This window comes from Sinomonas cyclohexanicum, from assembly GCF_020886775.1.
GTDB lineage: Bacteria > Actinomycetota > Actinomycetes > Actinomycetales > Micrococcaceae > Sinomonas > Sinomonas cyclohexanicum.
In genome coordinates, this window is record NZ_AP024525.1 from 1011842 (window position 1) to 1031032 (window position 19191).

Here is a 19191-nt window from a genome sequence, read left to right on the forward strand (position 1 = left end):
TCAGGCTCCGGCCGCCCTGGGCGGCGCGTCGTGGTCCGCGTGGCGGGGGCTGGCCGGGTTGAGGAGCGAGTGCCTCCGGGAGTAGCCGAAGTAGATCGCGAGGCCGATCACGAGCCACACCGCGAACCGGACCCACGTCTCCCACGGCAGGGAGATGATGAGCCACAGCGAGAACAGGACGCCGACTGCCGGGACCACGGGCATCCACGGCGTCCTGAACGAGCGGGGGATCTCGGGACTGCGGTAGCGCAGCACGATCACGGCCAGGCACACCACCACGAAGGCCGAGAGGATGCCGATGTTCGTCAGCTCCGCGACGGTGTTGATGGGCAGGACCCCGGCCAGGAGCGCGGAGCCGATCCCCACGATCCAGGTGACGCGGGTGGGGACGTGGCGCTTCGGGTCGGTCTTGGCGAACCACTTGGGGAGCAGGCCGTCGCGGCTCATGGAGAACCACACGCGGGTCACGCCGAGCATGAACGTGAGCATCACCGTGAGGATCGAGATGATCGCGCCCACGGCAATGACGTCCGCGACCCCGCCGAGCCCCACGGAGGCGAAGGCGGTCGCGAAGCCGGACTTGGGGTCGATCTCCGTGTAGTTCTGCATGCCCGTGAGCACGAGGGTCGCGAGGACATAGAGGACCATCGCGATGATGAGCGAGTAGATGATCGCCTTGGGCATGTGCTTGGTGGCGTCCCGTGACTCCTCGGCAGCGGTGCTCATGGCGTCGTAGCCGAACACGGCGAAGAAGACCGTGGCGGCGCCCGTCATGACGCCGCCGAACCCGAACGGGAAGTACGGATGGTAGTTGGCGCTGTTGATGTGGAAGACGCCGAGCACCACGATGACCACCACGAGCAGGACCTTCAGCGCCACGATGAACAGCTCGAAGCGGCCGGTGCTCTGGATGCCGCGCGTGAGGATCCACGCCGTGAGGAGGCAGAGGACGATCGCGAAGAGGTCGATGACGTGGCCGTCTCCGGTGCCGGGGGCGCCGAGCATCCACGCGGGCAGGTCGATCCCGAGCTCCCCGACGAGGAACCCGAAGTACCCGGAGATGCCGATTGCGACGACGGCGACGATCGCCGTGTACTCGAGCAGGAGGTCCCACCCGATGAACCATCCGACCACCTCGCCGAGGGACGCGTAGCCGTACGTGTACGCCGAGCCGGCCTTGGGGATCATGCCGGCGAACTCGGCATAGGAGAGCGCGGCCGCGGCGCTCGCGACACCGGCGATGAGGAACGAGATCAGCACGGCCGGGCCCGCGGTCTGGTGGGCCACCGCACCGGCGAGCGAGAAGATGCCCGCGCCGATGATGCCGCCGACGCCGATCGCGGTCAGCTGCCAGAGCCCCAGGGACTTGGACAGGTGGCCGATGCCCTGCTCCTCCTCGATCTCTCCGATCGGCTTGCGACGGAGTATGGACTGGTTCGCCTGGCTCGATCCCGACCGGTTCGATTCCGACATCGCGACCCTCCTCTTCGCGTGCTGTGGTGCTCGACCCTCCGCACGCTACTCCGGGTTCTGGGGCACGTCAGCGGTTGGCTGCGCGATCCGGTCGGTTCACGATGTCCGGCCCACGGCGTCGGGCGGCGGCGCCGTGCTGGTGCGCACCTTGAGCTCGGGCTCGAGGAGCACGACGGCGGGGGGAGCCGCCGCGCTCCCCGTTCCCTCCTCCGTCTGCGCCGGGCCTGCCGCGCGGGGCCGTGGCCCACGGCCGACGCGCTCCGCGAGGAGCCGCGCCGCTACCCGTCCCGCCTCGCGGCTTGCGTTGTCCACGCTCGTGAGGCCGACGGCCCGCAGCCTCGAGGCCGGCGTGTCGTCGTAGCCCGCGAGCGAGAGGTCCCCGGGGACGCGGAGCCTGAGCTCCTCTGCCGCGGAGAGCGCACCGAAGGCGGCCATGTCGTTGACGGCGAACAGCGCCGTCGGCCGAGGACCTGTGCTGAGCGCGGCCAGGGCGGCCCGCCGGCCCGCCTCCTCGGTCAGGCCTGCCGGGACGGTGACTGCCTCGAGTCCGGCGAGTCGGGACTCGTCTTCGAATCCGGCCCGACGCGCCTCGCCCACGGCCGTGCCGGGGGCCGAGAGGTGCGCGATCCTGCGGTGCCCCAGCGCGGCGAGGTGGCGGACCACGCGGCGGGCGCCCTCGGCGTCGTCATTCGTCACCACGGAGGCGCCGGCAATCTGGGCGCTCGCGGCGCCGACCTGGACCACGGGGACGGTGCCGTGCTCGGGGAGGGCGACCGCGCCGTCGAGGGTCCCGACGAGGATCAGGCCCTCGACGCGCAGCTCGAGGAACCGCTCCGCGAGTGCCGCGCCCTCAAGCCGCCAGTCGCCCAGCAGCGGGCTGAGCCCAGCCTCGTGGAGGCCCTCCGAGAGCCCCTCGACGGCCGGGACGAACCAGGGGTTGCGGAGGTCGTCGAGGATGAGGCCCACGATCCCGCTGCGCGCCGAGCCCATGGCCCGCGCTGCGGCGTTGGGGCGGTAGCCGAGCTCCGCCGCGGCCGCGAGGACGGCCTGCCGCTTGGCGTCGCTCACGTAGCCGGTGCCGCGCAGGGCCAGCGACGCCGCGGATTTCGAGACACCTGCCCGCGCGGCGACGTCCAAGATCGTGACCGACTTCGCCATCCGGCACCTCCATCTGGTCGACGACTTGTCAGGACAAACCTTGACCGGAAGTCCCGGTCCTGTGCATACTCTAGTGCAGGATATTGGAACGTTCCCATAGGCGTTCCGGAGCGACGAAGGAGTGTCCATGGCGCAGCCCGCCACGCCCATCAGAACAGTGACTCTCGGCCTCGTAGGAGTCGGCCGGATCGGAGTCATGCACGCGAGGAACATCGCCGCCCTCGTCCCGGCGTTCGCCAAGCGTGGGATCGACCTGCGCCTCGCGCTCACGGACGTCGCCGAGGAGCACGCGCGCGGCGTGGCCGCGGAGGTCGGGGCCGAGTTCGTGCCTGGCGGGGCTCCCGGTCTGATCGGCCACGGCGTCGACGGGCTCGTCATCGCCACCGGCACGCAGACCCACCCCGAGCTCATCCGGGCCGGCGTCGACGCCGGCATCCCGGTGTTCTGCGAGAAGCCGGTCGCCGGGTCCGTGGCGGACTCGCTGCCGATCCTCGCGTACATCGCGGAGAAGGGCGGAACCGTGCAGATCGGCCACCAGCGCCGCTTCGACGCCGGCTACCTCGAGGCCAAGCGGAGCTTCGACGCCGGCGAGATCGGCTGGATCCACTCCCTCCGCGCCATGACGGGGGACATGTTCCCGCCCTCGATCGAGTTCCTCGCGACCTCGGGTGGCCTCTTCCGTGACTGCTCGGTCCACGACTTCGACATCCTCCGGTGGCTCACGGGCGGCGAGATCGTGGAGGTCTATGCGCGTGGCTCCAACAACGGCGACCCGGCCATCGGGGAGGTCGGCGACGTCGACACGGCGCTCGCCGTCGTGACCTTCGACGACGGGACGGTCGGCACCGTGTCCGCGACCCGCTACAACGGCGCCGGCCACGACGTCCGCCTCGAGGTCCAGGGTTCGAAGTCCTCGGTGATGGTGGGCCTGGACGAGAAGACCGCGCTCCGGTCCACGGAGCCGGACGTGGCCTTCCCCGCGGGCGAAACGCACAAGACGTTCGCCGAGCGCTTCGACGCCGCCTACCGGGCCGAGCTCGGCGCGTTCGTCGAGCTCGTGCTGGGCGAGCGCGAGAACCCCTGCACTCCCGAGGACGCGGTCGCGGCCTCCCGCGTGGCCGACGCCGCGCAGGAGTCCCTCGAGACCGGAGCCCCGGTGCGGATCGAGGTCCCGGCACGCGCCTGACCTCCGGATACCCTGACCCCATGAACGCCACGCCCGCCCTGAGCCCGATGCCCCGAACGCTCGAGGTGGAGTCGCTCGAGCACTTCGATGCGCTCGTGGCCCGCGCCCAGGGCACCATGGCCGGGTGGCACGTGCAGTCCGTGGACCTCACCGAGCGCTCGGCCGTGCTCAAGTCCCTCGATCCCTCAGGCGCGATGTTCCTCGGCTGCCTCCTCCAGGAAGGCATGGAACAGTCCCTGCGGGCCCGTGGCGGGCTCGTGTTCCCCATCATCCCGGGCCTTCCGTTCGACCCCTACCGGCCCACCCTCTACACCGGGCCGGAGCTCTATGCGGGCGTTGAGGCGCGGCCCTACGAGCAGACCCCGGACGCGCTCATCTACGCGTGGACCAAGCGGCAGGGGCCTGCAGGCGTCGAGTCCGCAATCAGCGTGGCCCTGCACGACCATCACATTGGCGAAGCCCTCCACGACACCCTCGTGGGGCCCCTCGCGGGCCGCAGGATCGTGGGCGTGATGGGCGGCCACGCGGCCCGGCGGGGAACCCCTGCGTACGACGACGCCGCCCGCCTCGGGCGCGGGATCGCCGCGGCGGGGCATGTGGTCGCCACCGGCGGGGGCCCGGGGGCGATGGAGGCGGCGAACCTCGGGGCCTACCTGTCGGGCTTCGGTGAAAGGGACCTGGCGGCGGCGCTGCGGCAGATCGCCGTCGTGCCCGGGTTCCGTCCGTCGGTGAGCGCGTGGGCGCGCGCGGCGCTCGCGGTCCTCGGCAGGTTCCCGGGCGGCACCGAGAACTTGGGGGTGCCCACGTGGTTCTACGGGCACGAGCCTCCGAACATGTTCGCGACGCACATCGCGAAGTACTTTGCGAATTCCGTGCGGGAGGCCGTGCTGCTGGAGAAGTGCACCGGCGGCGTCGTGTTCCTCCCGGGCGCGGCGGGCACCGTCCAGGAGGTGTTCCAGGACGCGTGCGAGAACTACTACGGCGCCGCGGAGGCCATCACCCCGATGGTGCTGGTGGGGGTGCGGCGGTGGACCGAGGAGCTCCCGGCGTGGCCCCTGCTCAAGAGCCTCGCGGAGGGGCGGGGGATGGCGGGCAGGCTGCATCTGGTCGACTCGGTCGAGGAGGCCGTCGCGGCCCTCGACTGACCCCGGGACGCAGGGAAGTGACCCATCAAGCGGGAAGTGACCCCTCAAGCGGGAAGTGACCCCGGGTTGGGATGTCCAACCCGGGGTCACCTCGCTGTGTCGAGGGGTCACTTCCCTGCGTTGAGGAGTCACCTCCGTGCCGCCGAGGAGTCAGTCGATCTCGCGGCGCGTGCCCTCCGACGTCGACATGACCGCCACGAGCGCGATCGCAAGGATCGCGATCCAGAATGCCGCCACCGGCCACAGCGCGCCGCCCGCGGCGAGGATGAGGCCCGTGATGATCATCGGCGTGAAGCCCGCGCCGAGCATGGACGCCGTGTGGTAGGCCAGCGAGGCGCCGGTGTAGCGGTGCCGTGTCGGGAACTGCTCGGCGACGTACGCGGCGATCGGGCCGTACAGGACGCCCTGCACGAGGCCGTTGCCGATGAAGATCGCCAGGCCGAAGCCCCACAGCGTGCCGTTGGTCATGAGCAGGATCGTGGGGTACGCCGCGACGATGCCGAGGATCGCGCCGAAGCCGAGCACGCGGCGTCGTCCGAGCCGGTCCGAGAGGCGCGCCGAGATGAAGCACATGATGAGCGTCAGGACGGCCGCCCCGGCCTTGATGTTCAGCACGCCGTTCTTGTCCGCGCCGGAGTCGACCGCGACTGAGACCCCCCATACGGTCGTCATGGCCTGGCACACGTAGAACGCGGTCGTGGCGGCGAGGCCCAGCAGAACGGCGCGCTTGGAGTGCCGGAGCACATCCACGATCGGCACGCGGCGCTTCTCGCTCGCGGCCTGGAGGCGCTGGAACGCGGGCGTCTCGGAGACCCTGAGGCGGATCACGAGGCCCACCGCGATGAGGACCGCGGAGAGCAGGAACGGAACCCGCCAGCCCCACACGAGGAACTGGCCGCCCGAGAGGGCCGCGAAGAGCGAGAGCGCCAGCGTGCCGAGGATCGCGCCGGCAGGACCGCCGGCGTTGGCGAACGACGCCGCGAAGCCGCGTTGCTCCTTGGGCGCGTGCTCGATCGCCATGAGCGCTGCGCCGCCCCACTCGCCGCCCACCGCGACGCCCTGGAGGAGCCGGAGCAGGACGAGTGCGATCGGCGCGGCCATGCCGACCTGGGCCGTCGTGGGGAGCAGGCCGATGGCGATCGTCCCGGCGCCCATGATCATCATGGACAGTACGAGCATCTTCTTGCGGCCGATGAGGTCGCCGAAGTGGCCGAAGATGAGGCCGCCGAGGGGGCGGGCCACGTACCCGACCGCGAGCGTCACGAACGAGGCGAACAGGGCGAAGCCGGGTCCGAGGTTCGCGAAGAACACCTTGTCGAACACGAGCGAGGCGGCGGTCGCGTACAGCATGAAGTCGTAGTACTCGATCGCGCTGCCGGCGAAGGACGAGGCCAGGATGCGGCGCATGTCCTTGGTGTTGAGCGTCTCCGAGGGCGCGGTCTGCTGGGCTTGCATGGTGCTTTCAGTGGTCACGGTGCGGTCCTCTTCCAATGATGGACTCGGGCGGGCGGACGTCAGCACTGACGGCCGAAGGGGATGACGTCGAGGTCGTTCGGGAGCACGAAGCGGCCCGAGAAGTCCTCGGAGGCCTCGGCCCAGACGGAGTCCGGCGCGTGGCCGGGGACAAGGTGGTGCAGCGCGAGGGTCCGGGCGCCGGCGGCTTCGGCCGCCTTCGCCGCGTCGCGCACGCTCGTGTGGGACTTGTAGTGGTGGTCGCGGGCGGCACGGGATGACTCGTCGGTCTTGTCCGCGTAGAGGGACTCAACCCAGTCGAAGTCGATGGCCTCGTGCAGGAGGAGGTCGGTGCCCTGGGCGAGGGTGACGAGGTTGGGGGTGTAGCACGTGTCCCCGGAGACGGTCACGGAGCCTTCCGCGGTGTCGAAGCGGAACCCGAACGCTGGGGCCACCGGCGGGTGCTCCACCAGGATCGCCGTGACGGTGACGAGCTCGTCGCGGTAGACCTCGAACGGGTCCATCTCGGGGGTCTGGTTGTCGTTGGGGTGGTAGCCGATCCCGGCGGGGATCTCGATGTCCTCGGCGCTGAAGACGTCGAGCGGGCTGGGCTTGAGGGAGTCGAGGATGCGGTCGTTGAGGTCGGTGGCGTGCGCGGCCATGAGGGTCTCGAACATTTCGCGGGTGCCCGGCGTCGGGCTCTGCGGGGCGACGGGCTCGGGACGCACGACGGCGCGCGGGGACACCGGGGGCAGCTCGCCGCGGTTGCCGGGGCCGATGATCCTCACCGGGTAGGTGCCCGCGCGGTCCTGGAGGGCGTAGAGGCCGAAGATGCCCAGGCCCGCGAGGTCGTAGACGTGGTCCGAGTGGAGGTGGGTGATGAACAGGGCGCGCAGGTTCTTCAGGTCGAGCCCGGCCTGCGCGATCCGACGGCCGGCGCCCTGGCCGAGGTCCACGAGGTAGAACGCGTCGCCGACCACCACGGCAGTGGAGATCCCGGTCCGCTCGCCCGAGTCCGCGGCCGCCCACCAGCGTGGGCCGCCGGCGGTGCCGAGGGTGACGACGTGGGGTGCGAGGTTCGTTGCCATGCTGTGGGGGCTCCTGTCCTGGATGGGTCTGGAATCCAGTGTGGTGTGGCCCACTTCATTTGTATAATCAATCAATCTGTAAGCATCGATAAGGAACGTTGATGTCTTCCGAGTTCACGCTCCGACAGCTCGAGTACTTCGTCGCGGTGCTCGACGCTGGGTCGGTCACCGACGCGGCCAAGCGCAGCAACGTCTCCCAGGCCGCGGCCTCGATGGCGATCGGGCAGCTCGAGCGCGCTCTGGGTGTCGACCTGTTCATCCGGTCCCGCTCCAAGCGGCTCGTCCCCACACAGGCCGGCACCGCGCTGGGTGCCCGCGCCCGCAGGATCCTGGCTGACGCCGGCGAGATCCCGGGCGCCGTGCGGTCCGGCTGGGAAGAGCTCAGGGGCAGCGTCCGGATCGGCTGCATGATCGCGATCAGTCCGCGGCTCATCCCGAGGCTGCTGGCCGAGACCGCCCTGAGGTGGCCCGAGATCGAGCTGGAGTTCGTCGAAGGTGCGGCCGAGGAGCTGCAGAGGTCCGTCGCGGAGGGCGCGCTCGACGCCGCGTTCGTCTACTCGCTGCAGGCGATCTCCGGCGTCGACCTCGTCACGATCGCCGAGTCGCGGCCACGCATCATGCTCGCCGAGTCGCACCCGTTGGCGGCGAGACGGTCGCTCCGGTTCGCCGACCTCGCCGATGAGGACGCGGTCCTGTTCGATGTCCCGCCGAGCGCCGAGCGGGTGCTGGCGATGTTCGAGTCCGCCGGCGTCGAGCCTCGGGTGCGGTGGAAGAGCGTCGTCGCGGAGAACATCCGCGGAATCGTGGCCAGGGGGCGTGCGTTCTCGGTGACCAACGTGTGGGAGGGCATGGAGGAGCACTTCTCCTCGGCCGGCGTGGTCACCGTCCCGATCGCAGACCGGACGCCGCGCAACGCGGTGGTGGCGGCGGTTCCGCCCGGGCTCAGCAGGCCCCGGCGGGTCGATGCAGTCCTCGGCGCGGCGCAGGAGATCGCCACGGGCGCCGCAGGCGGCCGTGCGGGCTACGATGGAGGAGTCTTGTGATGTGCGCCACGCGGAAGAGGTGTGGCTAGCTCCTAGGGGGCCGAAAGACGGTGCCGGCTTCAGCTCCTACCCTGATCGCCTCGGTGAGCCGAGCGCTCGAGCTCGCCGACGCCGTCGCCCGCTCCGCGCGTCCGGTGCCCGCCAAGCAGCTCGCCCGCACCACGGGCCTGAGCCTCGGGACCACCTACAACCTCCTCCGCACACTCGTCCATGAGGGCTACCTCGGCCAGGAGCCGGACGGGTTCGTGCTCGGGCCCGCGCACCCGAGCCAAGGCGCCCTGAGCCCCGGCGCGCTCCTCGCGAAGGCACGCAGCGCCCTCGGCGGCCTCCGCGACCACCTGCACGCCGCCGCGTACCTGAGCCGGTATGAGGACGGGGAGATCGAGATCATCGACATCGTGGACGGGCCCGCCTCTCCGCGGGTGGACCTCTGGGTCGGGGTGCAGGACAGCGCCCATGCCACGGCTTTCGGCAAGCAGATCCTCGCCTCGATCACGCCCGGCGAGCGGGCCGACTACCTCCAGCGCCACCCGCTCGTCTCGCTCACCCCCTACACGGTCCGTACGCCGGGCGAGCTCGAGCGGCGTGCCGGCATGAGCCCTGGGGTGTCGGTGGACGACCAGGAGTACGCCCTCGGCTCGAAGTGCCTCGCCGTCCCGGTGGCGGCGAGGGGCTTCGTGGGCTCCCTCGCGGTGTCCCTCCCTGTGGCCTCGAGGGCCTCGGCGGAGACCCTCGCCCGGGAGCTCGGCGCCGCGGCCGAGAGGCTCTCGGTGGCGATCGGGACCGAGTTCACCATCTGAAATCCGGCCCATACACACCCCACCCGGGCCCTTCTACGCTCAAGGCATCGGCACGCCGCGGCAGCGAGGCCGCGGCCGAGCGTGATGGAGGAACCATGACAGTCCAGCATGCCGCCGCGCCCTCAGGGCTCGCGGCCGCGGAGCGGGTCGAGCTGCTCCGAACGATGATCCTGATACGGGCCTTCGAGGAGGCCATACTCAAGGACTACCACGCGGACAAGAAGCCGGCGTGGGACATCGGCGCGGGCCTCATCCCGGGCGAGATGCACCTCTCCGCCGGCCAGGAGCCCGTGGCCGCAGGGGTGTGCGCCCACCTGACCGGGGACGACGCCGTCACCGCGACCCACCGCCCGCACCACCTCGCGATCGCCCACGGCATGGACCTGAAGAAGCTCGCGGCCGAGATCTACGGCCGCGAGACCGGGCTCGGAAGGGGGCGCGGAGGGCACATGCACATCTTCGACCCGGACACCCACTTCTCCTGCTCCGGCATCATCGCCGAGGGCTACCCGCCCGCGCTCGGCCAGGCGTTCGCGTTCCAGCGCCGTGGCACCGATCGCATTGCCGTCGCGGTGACAGGCGAGGGCGCCGCCAACCAGGGCGCGTTCCACGAGTCCCTCAATCTCGCGGCGCTGTGGAAGCTGCCGGTCGTGTTCGTGGTCGAGGACAACGACTGGGGCATCTCGGTGCCGCGCAAGGCGTCGACGTCGGTGGCCAGCAATGCCGACCGGGCTGCGGCGTACGGCATCCCTGGCGTCCGAGTCGAGGGGAACGACGTCGAGGCGGTGCACGCCGCCGCAGGCGAGGCCGTCGCCCGAGCCCGCGCGGGAGGCGGGCCCAGCCTCATCGAGGTCCACACCCTCCGGCTGTGGGGCCACTTCGAGGGCGACGCCCAGGGCTACCGGCCCGAGCTCGCCGAGGTCCCCGAACACGATCCGATCCCGGCCTACGAGAAGGCCTTGGCGGACGACGGCGCCCTGGCCGCCGGGGCTGCCGACGGCTACCGGGCCGAGGCCGCCCAGACAGTCGCCGAGGCCCTCGACTTCGCGAAGTCCTCGCCGACCCCGAACCCAGACGACGCCCTCCGCTACGTCTTCGTGGAAGGAGCCTGAAATGAGCATCACGGCAGAGAACCCGACAGCGGCAGGCGCGCCGGCGCCGTCGTCCCTTCCCATCGAACCCGAGGCCGGAACGCGCCGACTCAACACGGCCAAGGCGCTCCAGGAGGCCATCGCGTCCCAGATGGAGGCCAACCCCGAGGTGTTCGTCATGGGCGAGGACGTCGGGGCCTACGGCGGCATCTTCTCCTCGACGACGGGGCTGCTCGACAAGTTCGGGCCTCGGCGCGTCATCGATACCCCGATCTCGGAGACGGCATTCATCGGCCTGGGCATCGGGGCGGCTGTCGAGGGAATGCGGCCGATCGTCGAGCTCATGTTCGTCGACTTCTTCGGCGTGTGCATGGACCAGATCTACAATCACATGGCCAAGATCCACTTCGAGTCGGGCGGCAACGTCAAGGTTCCCATGGTCCTCATGACAGCCACCGGGGGCGGCTACTCGGACGGCGCCCAGCACTCGCAGTCGCTGTGGGGAACGTTCGCGCACCTGCCGGGCATGAAGGTCGTGGTCCCCTCCACTCCGTACGACGCGAAGGGGCTCATGACCGCCGCGATCCTCTCGGACGATCCGGTCGTGTACATGTTCCACAAGGGAGTCATGGGGCTGCCGTGGATGGCCAAGAACAAGCGGAGCATCGGCGCCGTCCCCGAGCAGGACTACGTCGTGCCGATCGGCAAGGCCAAGGTGGCGCGTGAGGGGACGGACGTGAGCATCGTGACACTGTCGCTGTCCGTGCACCACAGTCTCGATGTCGCTGAGAAGCTCGCGAGCGAGGGGATCAGCGTTGAGGTCCTCGACCTGCGCTCGGTCGTGCCGCTGGACCGTGAGGCCGTCGTGGCGACCGCAGCCAAGACAGGCCGCGTGATCGTGGTGGACGAGGACTATCAGTCCTTCGGCCTCTCGGGTGAGATCGCCGCGACGCTGGCCGAGAACGCCCCGAGCCGCGGGGCCGCGTTCTCTCGGGTCTGCGTGCCGGACGTTCCGATCCCGTACGCGCGGGACCTCGAGCATGCCGTGCTGCCCACGCCCGCACGGATCGAGGCGGCCGTCCGGGCGGCGGTGGCTGGATGAGCACGGAAGTCCGCTTCCCGAAGATGACCGACGCGGGGAACGCCGCCGGTGTCCTCGCGACCTGGTACGTCGAGGACGGCGAACAGGTCGCCGAGGGGCAGATCCTCGCCGACGTGGCGGTCGAGAAGGTCGACGCCGAGGTCACCGCACCCGTTGCGGGCACCGTGACGCTTGCCGTCGCTGAGGAGGCCGAGGTCGCCGAGGGATCGGTGATCGCCACCATAGCGTGACCAATGAAGGCTCGGCACGTGACTGACCCCTCACCGGCAAGCCCGGTGAGGGGTCACGTCGCTGTCGCCCTAGCCTAGGGAGACGCCGAACAGGTACCCGAGAACGTAGGTCACCGCGGCGGCGCCGAAACCGATCACGAGCTGCCGCAGGGCACGCGTGAGCGGCGACGCGCCCGCGAGCAGCCCCACCACGGCGCCGGTGGCCAGCAGCGCGAGCCCCACGAGGGCACCCGCGACGACGAGCGCCGGGACGCCGATCATGCCGAACAGGAACGGGATGATCGGAATGATCGCGCCGGAGGCGAAGAAGCAGAAGCTCGCGCCGGCGGCGCCCCAGGCCGAGCCGACGGCCTCGTGCTCGTCCTTCTCCTCCTCGACCTCGGGGTGGAGCGAGAGGCTCGGGTCGCAGTCGCACGAGTAGTGGCCGAGTCGCTCGGCGGCGCGGTGCTCGGCGGCCTCCTGGCTCATGCCGCGTGCCTTGTAGACCAGTACGAGCTCGTTCGCCGTGAGGTCAAGGTCCGGCGCGGCAGTGAGCGTGACTTGCGTGGGGCGGGACGCCGAGAGCAACTCGCGCTGGGACCGGACGGAGATGAACTCGCCCGCGCCCATGGACAGGGCGCCCGCGAGGAGTCCGGCCACGCCGGAGAGCAGCACGACGTGGCTCGCCACCCCGGACGCGGCCATGCCGGCCACGAGGGACAGGTTGCTCACGAGCCCGTCGTTGGCGCCGAACACCGCGGCGCGGAACGTCCCGGACAGGCGGGTGCGCCCGCGGATCGCGAGACCACGGACGACTTCCTCGTGGATGCGCTCGTCGGCGGCCATGGCGGGCGTCGCGTAGGGGTCGGTGGCGTAGGGGGAGCGGCTCTCGGCCCGCTGCGCCATCGCGAGCACGAACACGCTGCCGAAGTGCCGGGCGAGGAACCCGAGGAACTGGCTCCGCAGCGACGCGGCGCGCGGCCGGCCCGCGTGGTCGCCGAGCAGGGCGGTCCAGTGTGCTTCGTGGCGGCGCTCGGCCTCGGCGAGGCCCAGCAGGATGTCGCGCTCCTCGCCCTCTCGGCGTGACGCGAGCGAGCGGTAGATTGCGGCCTCGGCCTTCTCGTCGGCGAGGTACTGGCGCCATCGCCGCATGTCGGCGGGGGTGGGCTCCGGCCGGTGGCCGGGCGCGGGCGGGACGGTCTTCTGCATGGTGGATCCTGTGGGGGAGAACGGGTGCTGGCGGGCCCCATTGCCCCCGTTACTGTAGACCTTTTCGCGTCAGGAATTCCCCCGGCGGACCGGAACCGCGGGGTTAGGCAAACCTCAACTCGATCGGACGGCGGCGCGCCACCCGCTCGAGGTGATGCGCCGGCGTCGTGCGCTACAGGTTCCGAGCATTGATGCTTCGCAGGCAACAGCTGTTGTCCGTTAGGCTAGTTTGTGACACGCCTTACAGCCAGAGCCGCCGCTACGATGGCGGCAGCCTCACGAAAGAGAACTCATGAAAGCCCTGCCCGTCGAGCCCAGCAACGCACCGGTGGCTATCGGCTCACGCATCCGCGCCGCGCGGCAGTCGCAGCGCATGACGATCGAGCAGGTCGCCGACGCGACGGGGCTGACGAAGGGGTTCCTCTCGCGGGTGGAGCGTGACCTGACGTCCCCCTCGGTCGCGTCCCTCGTGACGCTGTGCCAGGTCCTCTCGATCGCCATCGGAGACCTGTTCGCGGTTCCCGAGACCTACCTGACGCGCGCGGGAGAGGCGCCCAGGATCTCGCTCGGGGGCGAGGGGATCGTCGAGAAGCTCCTCACCGCCCGGTCGGAGCGCCGCGTCCAGGTGCTGCAGGCCGACATCGAGCCGCACGGCACGGGGGAGTCAGAGCTGTACGCCGTGGACTGCGACGTTGATGTGCTCCACGTGGTGCGCGGCCAGCTGATCCTCATCATGACCAACGAGCGCTATACCCTCCACGCCGGGGACACGCTCACGTTCCCCGGCCGCGAGCCGCACACGTGGGTCAACCCCACGGGCGAGCCGACCACGGTCCTGTGGGTGCTGGTCCCGGCCGCCTCCCGCTGAGTCTCGGGTGCACGTACTCCGCTTCCAGGGGGTCTCGGGTACGTGAACCAACGTGCCCCGGCTGTCCCGGGTACGTGAACCAACGTGCCCCGGGAGTCTCGGGTACGTGAACCAACGTGCCCCGGCCGTCTCGGGTACGTGAACCAACGTGCCCCGGCCGTCTCGGGTACGTGAACCAACGTGCCCCGGCCGTCTCGGGTACGTGAACCAACGTGCCCCGGCCGTCTCGGGTACGGGTACCCGAGACGTGGGTCGTCAGCCGACGTGGACCCAGGGGCGCTCGGTGATGTCGGGCTCCGCCTCGCGCAGCACCTCGCGGGTCACGGGCGCGATCTCGCCCACGCCGAAGAACAGGAACTTCGTGAGGTTGATGACCGGGTTCCCCTCGGTCCAGCGGAAGTAGATGTGCGGCATGAGCCCGGTGACGTTGCGCAGGTGCAGCAGCACCGCTGCGAGCGTGTTGGGCACGTTGCTCGAGTGCACCTCGAGGACCTTGAACCCGTGCCGCCGGAACCCGCGGACGTCGAGCTCCTGCTCGAACTCTGAGGAGTCGTCCACCACGACCTCGATGAAGAGGATGTCCGCGTCCTCGGGCAGGTGGTTCGCGGCACGGGCGTGCTCGAGCTTGTTGCGATAGCGCTCGGAGTCGAGCCGCTTGGGCTCGTGGGCGATGAGCCGGATGGGCCCCTCCTCCACGTCGGCGAGGAACTCGAGCGCCTGCTCGTCGAGCCGCACGTGGGTAGCGCGCAGCTCGAAGGAGCGGCGCACGCGCGAGGCGAAGGAGACCACGAGGATTCCCACGATGAACAGGGCCGCGATGCGGATGCCGTCCGGCCGCTCGACCACGTTCGCCACGGTCGTGTAGACGAACACGGCGCTGACGATCGCGAAGGCCCACATCTTGGCCGTCTGCTTCTTGCTGCGCGCGGAGAGCGTCACAGCGACCGCTGCGGAGGTCATGAGCACGAGCACGCCGGTGGCGTAGGCGCCGCCCTGGGCGTCCACGCTCGCCTCGAAGATCCACGTGATGAGGAATCCGATCGCGGTGAACACGAGCACGAGCGGCCGCACCGCGCGTGCCCACGCCGGGGCCATGCCGTAGCGGGGTAGGTACCGGGGCACGAGGTTGAGCAGCCCCGCCATCGCGGAGGCGCCCGCGAACCACAGGATCGCGATGGTCGAGACGTCATAGACCGTGCCGAACCCGTCGCCGAAGAACTGGTGCGCGAGGTACGCGAGGGCACGGCCGTTGGCCTTGCCGCCGTCCTGGAACTCGGCCGCGGGGATGAGCACCGTGGTGGCGAAGCTCGAGGTGATGAGGAACGCGGACATGATGAGCGCCGCGGTGGTCAGCAGGCGGTGCGTGCCCCGGATGCGGCCCACGGGGTTCGCGTCCGTGTCCGAGGGGTCGCCCTTGACCTGGGGCATGACGGCCACGCCCGTCTCGAAGCCTGAGAGGCCGAGCGCGAGCTTCGGGAACACGATGAGCGCGATCCCCACCATGATGAGCGGATCGCTGTGCTGCGCCGTGAGCGCGGTCCACCAGTCCGTGACCATCGATCCCTCGGTGAGGACATGCGCCACCGCGGTGCCGACCACCACGGCGTTGAGCACGAGGTACACGCCCACGAGCACCACGGCGACGTTGATCGCCTCCTTGAACCCGCGCAGGAACACGATGCCCAGGGCCGCGATGAGCACGAGCGTGATGGTGATCTGCTGCCCGTGGAACGCCGCCGGGGCGAACGGGTTCTCGATGAGGTGCGCGCTCGCATCTGCCGCGGAGAGCGTCATCGTGATCATGAAGTCGGTGGCCGCGAAGCCCAAGAGCGCGAGCACGAACAGCTTGCCCGTCCAGCGTCCCATGAGCCGCTCGAGCATGGCGATCGATCCCTCGCCGCGGTGGCTCTCCCGGGCCACCCGCCGGTAGACGGGCAGCGCGCCGGCGAGTGTGACGATCACGAGGATGATCGTGGCCATCGGTGCCAGGAGCCCGGCGGCGAGCGCAGCGATGGCCGGCTGGTAGCCGAGGGTCGAGAAGTAGTCGACGCCGGTGAGGCACATGACGCGCCACCACGACGAGGGCTTGTGGTCCTCCTGGGGGACCCCGTGGGGGCCCTGCCTCTTGCCCGCTGTCTCTGGCATGCCCTCGAGGAGCCATTGGCGGAAGGTCGAGTGGGGCCGGTTGGGGCGCTTCCCGCGCCGCGGGGATGGCTCGGCCGGCGGCCGCATGAGAGTGGTCATGGCTCCTGCTGTTTCGGGTGTACAGCTTGGAGGGTAGGCCCCGATAGGGGCGGCGACGCCCGGATTTATGGAACCTTAACGCGGGTGTGACGCACGACGCCGCCCGCTCGCTCGCCGTGGCCCCGGTCACGGTCCCCTCACGGTCGCCGCCCGAGAGCGGACTCCCGGTCACGGGATTATTTCAGTTCGATGGATTTATTCTTGAGCCCCTATCGGTATGTGTGGGGCCGGTGCCACGGTGATGGGGGCGGCCACATCGCCCGCAGCACCCATCACTCCCCATCCACCGCACTCACCAGGGAAACGTCATGGCAACCACCGATACCTCCCGCCGTCTCGCGGCGCTCTCCGGCGCCGCCCTCGTCCTCGGCCTGGCCCTCACCGGCTGCCGCGGCACGACGACGGCAACTCAGGACTCCACTCAGTCCGCTCTTCCGGCCGGTACCACCCAGCAGCCCGCGCCGGGTGCCTCGACCCCGACCGCGGCTGCCCCCGCGTCGGCCCGCGCCACCTTCACGTTCCCCGACGGCCGGATCTCCTTCGACTACCCCGCCGACTGGACTGTGGACCTCTTCCACCCGGCCTCGGCGGCCGTCCCGACGGCCACGGCGACGATCAGGGACGCCGCCGGGCGGGCCATGGCCACCGTGTACGTGGGTGCGATCGGGGACGAAGTGGGCCAGTCCGGCACTCGCACCGTCTACGAGTCGATTCCGGTACCCGGCCTCGCGGGGTTCCCCGCCCCGGCCCCCCATGCATCGTTCTTCCGCGCCGAGTCCGGCGGCGTCTCGCACTACACGCTCGCGCTGACGGCGGGCGCCGCTCAGTCCGGCGAAGCCGCGCCGATGCAGGCACCCAGCGGGCTCATCCAGACGGGGACCGGAGTGATGACTGCCGAGGCGGTCTGGGATTCGCCGACCCCGTTCTCCTCCGAGGGCGCCGCCAAGGCCTGGTACGCCTCAGCGGAGGGCAGGGCCGTCCGGGGCATCCTGCTGAGCCTGCGCGCACAGTGACGCAGCAGGGGTACCGTCGACGACGCGCGGTCCCGGTGGGTTTCGGGGGAGGGCCGGCGGGCCAAGGCTGCGGTGACGAGCCTCGCCGCCGGCTGACCGGAGGCGGCCGTGGGCCGTGGCGCCCACCACTGTTCACGCGGCCCCCTGCGTGGGACAGTGGTGCCCGAGCGCCCCGCACCCAAGGGCGCTCGAGGGGGACGACGTCGATGCACCCTGCACTAGACCGTGGGCGCCCGTGGCGCGCAGCGGGCCACGCCGTCGTGGCGTTGCTCGCCGCGGGCGCCCTCGCATCCTGCTCGGTCCCCGCTCCGGCCGGCGACGCCTCGCCGCAGCGCACGACGGCGCCCGGCCCGGCGCCGTCGTCCGCGGCGCCTTCTGCGGCCCCGCCCGCCGCCACTCCGCCTGCGGCCCTGAAGATCCACCGCTTCACGTCCCACCCGCTCTCGTTCCGCTACCCGTCCGACTGGCAGGTCGCCGCCGAGACGCTGCCGATCGGCGCGGGCCGCGACCAGCGCGAGACCGCAACCGTCAGCGATGCGTCGGGCCGCGCGGTCCTCTCCGTGTTCGTCAACTGGGCCCCGCAGGATGTCGGCGTGGACGTGACACGGGCCGTGCTGGACGCAGAGCCCGTTCCCGGACTGGATTCGGCTGCCGTCCGGCCCGGGCACTACGCCTTCTACGCCGAGACCTCCGCGGGCACCGGGGCCGTGTCCTACGCCATGACAATCACGCCGGGCCGGCCGGTCGACGGTCCGGGCCAGAGCCGCGGCGGACCCGCGGATGCGGTGGTCCAGATCGGCTCGGGGTACGCCGTGGCCGCGGACGCGAGCCCCGAGATCCTGCAGTTCCCGGACCCGGCGGACGCGCGGGCCTGGCTCGCCTCAGACCAGGCGCAGCGGGTCAAGGCCATTCTCCTGAGCCTCACCGTGTACTGAGCCCGGCGTACCGCGCCCGGGGCCCCGTTGAGTAAACATGGGGTGCATGTGAGTCAACTTTTCCTGTAGTGTGGGTCACAGACGCGCCACACCTACTGCTTCCCCTAGGAGGAACCCTTGGAAGAGCTGCGCATCGAGGAGAACGGCAACCTCGGCCCCATCGATTCGTCCCGGATCCCGCGCTTCGCGGGGGCGGCGACCTACGCCCGCCTGCCCCGGCTCGACCAGATGGCACGCGCGGACGTGAAGGTCGTCGGCGTCCCCTTCGACGCCGGCGTCTCCTACCGCCCCGGCGCCCGCTTCGGCGCGAACCACGTCCGCGAGGCGAGCCGTCTCCTGCGCCCGTACAACCCGGCGCTGGACGCCTCGCCGTTCGCCAACGCCCAGGTCGCCGACGCCGGGGACATGGCCGTCAACCCGTTCAACATCCACGAGGCCATCGAGACGATCCAGCAGAACGCGCTGGAGCTCACGGCCGACGGCGCGCGCCTCCTCACCATCGGCGGCGACCACACGATCGCCCTCCCGCTGCTCCGTGCGGCGTCCGAGCGCGCCGGCGAGCCCGTCGCGCTCCTGCACTTCGACGCCCACCTGGACACGTGGGACACCTACTTCGGCGCCGAATACACCCACGGCACCCCGTTCCGCCGCGCCGTCGAGGAAGGCATCCTCGACACCGACGCGCTCTCCCACGTGGGCACACGCGGCCCGCTCTACGGCAAGAAGGACCTCGAGGACGACCGCCGCTTCGGCTTCGGCATCGTGACCTCCTCCGATGTCTACTACCAGGGCGTGCGCGAGACCGTCGCGAAGCTGCGCGACCGCATCGGCAGCCGCCCGCTCTACATCTCCGTGGACATCGACGTCCTCGACCCCGCCCACGCCCCCGGCACCGGCACCCCCGAGGCCGGCGGCATCACGAGCCGCGAGCTCCTCGAGATCATCCGCGGCCTCCGCGGGGCGAACATCGTCGGCGCCGACGTCGTCCGTCGAGGTCTCCCCGGCCTACGACCACGCCGAGATCACCGGCGTCGCCGCGAGCCACGTGGCCTACGACCTCGTCACGCTCATGAGCGAGCTGCCGAAGGCAGGGGACGGTCCGGCGGTTGAGCGGAGCCGCGGCCAGGAGGCGGCCCGAGGCCAGCAGCGCACGACGGCGGGTGCCCAGTGAGCCC

The 19191-nt window shown here is 70.8% G+C and carries 16 protein-coding genes and 1 pseudogene; 11 read left to right on the plus strand and 6 right to left on the minus strand.

Translation table 11 applies throughout. The annotated features are described in order from the left end of the window. Window positions 1-1473 carry an amino acid permease gene (locus SCMU_RS04800; RefSeq protein WP_229231895.1) on the minus strand — a complete coding sequence of 491 codons (1473 nt, stop codon included), beginning with the start codon at window positions 1471-1473 and terminating at the stop codon, window positions 1-3. 96 nt (window positions 1474-1569) lie between these two features. After that, window positions 1570-2631 (minus strand): LacI family DNA-binding transcriptional regulator, encoded by a 1062-nt coding sequence (locus SCMU_RS04805; protein ID WP_229231896.1) that lies wholly within the window; start codon window positions 2629-2631, stop codon window positions 1570-1572. 127 nt (window positions 2632-2758) lie between these two features. On the opposite strand from SCMU_RS04805, the gene SCMU_RS04810 reads away from it, so the two are divergent. Further along, complete coding sequence (locus SCMU_RS04810) at window positions 2759-3817, plus strand: Gfo/Idh/MocA family oxidoreductase (RefSeq protein ID WP_229231897.1); 1059 nt, start codon at window positions 2759-2761, stop codon at window positions 3815-3817. A gap of 20 nt (window positions 3818-3837) precedes the next feature. Further along, window positions 3838-4962 (plus strand): LOG family protein, encoded by a 1125-nt coding sequence (locus SCMU_RS04815; RefSeq protein ID WP_229231898.1) that lies wholly within the window; start codon window positions 3838-3840, stop codon window positions 4960-4962. A 150-nt stretch (window positions 4963-5112) separates the two neighbouring features. On the opposite strand, the gene SCMU_RS04820 is transcribed toward SCMU_RS04815, so the two are convergent. Then, entirely contained in the window at window positions 5113-6435 is a 1323-nt protein-coding gene (locus tag SCMU_RS04820; RefSeq protein ID WP_229231899.1) for an MFS transporter, read from the minus strand. A gap of 41 nt (window positions 6436-6476) precedes the next feature. Continuing rightward, window positions 6477-7502: an MBL fold metallo-hydrolase gene (locus SCMU_RS04825; protein WP_229231900.1), complete on the minus strand. Its 1026-nt coding sequence runs from the start codon at window positions 7500-7502 to the stop codon at window positions 6477-6479. A gap of 101 nt (window positions 7503-7603) precedes the next feature. Here SCMU_RS04825 and SCMU_RS04830 point away from each other — a divergent pair, with 101 nt between their 5' ends. The 5 genes from SCMU_RS04830 to SCMU_RS04850 all read left to right on the plus strand — a co-directional run bounded on the left by SCMU_RS04830 (window position 7604) and on the right by SCMU_RS04850 (window position 11768). Beyond that, window positions 7604-8545: a LysR family transcriptional regulator gene (locus SCMU_RS04830; RefSeq protein WP_229231901.1), complete on the plus strand. Its 942-nt coding sequence runs from the start codon at window positions 7604-7606 to the stop codon at window positions 8543-8545. 83 nt (window positions 8546-8628) lie between these two features. Then, complete coding sequence (locus tag SCMU_RS04835) at window positions 8629-9345, plus strand: IclR family transcriptional regulator (protein ID WP_229231902.1); 717 nt, start codon at window positions 8629-8631, stop codon at window positions 9343-9345. A gap of 95 nt (window positions 9346-9440) precedes the next feature. Next, window positions 9441-10457 (plus strand): thiamine pyrophosphate-dependent dehydrogenase E1 component subunit alpha, encoded by a 1017-nt coding sequence (locus SCMU_RS04840; protein WP_229231903.1) that lies wholly within the window; start codon window positions 9441-9443, stop codon window positions 10455-10457. A gap of 1 nt (window position 10458) precedes the next feature. Beyond that, window positions 10459-11538, plus strand: coding sequence for an alpha-ketoacid dehydrogenase subunit beta (locus tag SCMU_RS04845; protein ID WP_229231904.1), 1080 nt, complete (start codon window positions 10459-10461; stop codon window positions 11536-11538). After that, window positions 11535-11768 carry a biotin/lipoyl-containing protein gene (locus SCMU_RS04850; RefSeq protein WP_229231905.1) on the plus strand — a complete coding sequence of 78 codons (234 nt, stop codon included), beginning with the start codon at window positions 11535-11537 and terminating at the stop codon, window positions 11766-11768. Before SCMU_RS04845 ends, SCMU_RS04850 begins: the two co-directional genes overlap by 4 nt. Before the next feature lie 69 nt (window positions 11769-11837). On the opposite strand, the gene SCMU_RS04855 is transcribed toward SCMU_RS04850, so the two are convergent. Continuing rightward, window positions 11838-12956 (minus strand): VIT1/CCC1 transporter family protein, encoded by a 1119-nt coding sequence (locus SCMU_RS04855; protein WP_229231906.1) that lies wholly within the window; start codon window positions 12954-12956, stop codon window positions 11838-11840. Window positions 12957-13248: 292 nt separating this feature from the next. Here SCMU_RS04855 and SCMU_RS04860 point away from each other — a divergent pair, with 292 nt between their 5' ends. Continuing rightward, window positions 13249-13824: a cupin domain-containing protein gene (locus SCMU_RS04860; RefSeq protein ID WP_229231907.1), complete on the plus strand. Its 576-nt coding sequence runs from the start codon at window positions 13249-13251 to the stop codon at window positions 13822-13824. Window positions 13825-14079: 255 nt separating this feature from the next. On the opposite strand, the gene SCMU_RS04865 is transcribed toward SCMU_RS04860, so the two are convergent. Further along, window positions 14080-16068, minus strand: coding sequence for an APC family permease (locus SCMU_RS04865; protein WP_443020216.1), 1989 nt, complete (start codon window positions 16066-16068; stop codon window positions 14080-14082). A gap of 308 nt (window positions 16069-16376) precedes the next feature. Here SCMU_RS04865 and SCMU_RS04870 point away from each other — a divergent pair, with 308 nt between their 5' ends. From SCMU_RS04870 to speB, 3 genes and pseudogenes are all read left to right on the plus strand, one after another. Next, window positions 16377-17081 carry a hypothetical protein gene (locus SCMU_RS04870; protein WP_229231908.1) on the plus strand — a complete coding sequence of 235 codons (705 nt, stop codon included), beginning with the start codon at window positions 16377-16379 and terminating at the stop codon, window positions 17079-17081. Window positions 17082-17287: 206 nt separating this feature from the next. Beyond that, window positions 17288-18016: a hypothetical protein gene (locus SCMU_RS04875; protein ID WP_229231909.1), complete on the plus strand. Its 729-nt coding sequence runs from the start codon at window positions 17288-17290 to the stop codon at window positions 18014-18016. Window positions 18017-18133: 117 nt separating this feature from the next. Further along, window positions 18134-19187 (plus strand): annotated as a pseudogene (gene speB / locus SCMU_RS04880) (agmatinase). Window positions 19188-19191 lie beyond the last annotated feature (4 nt).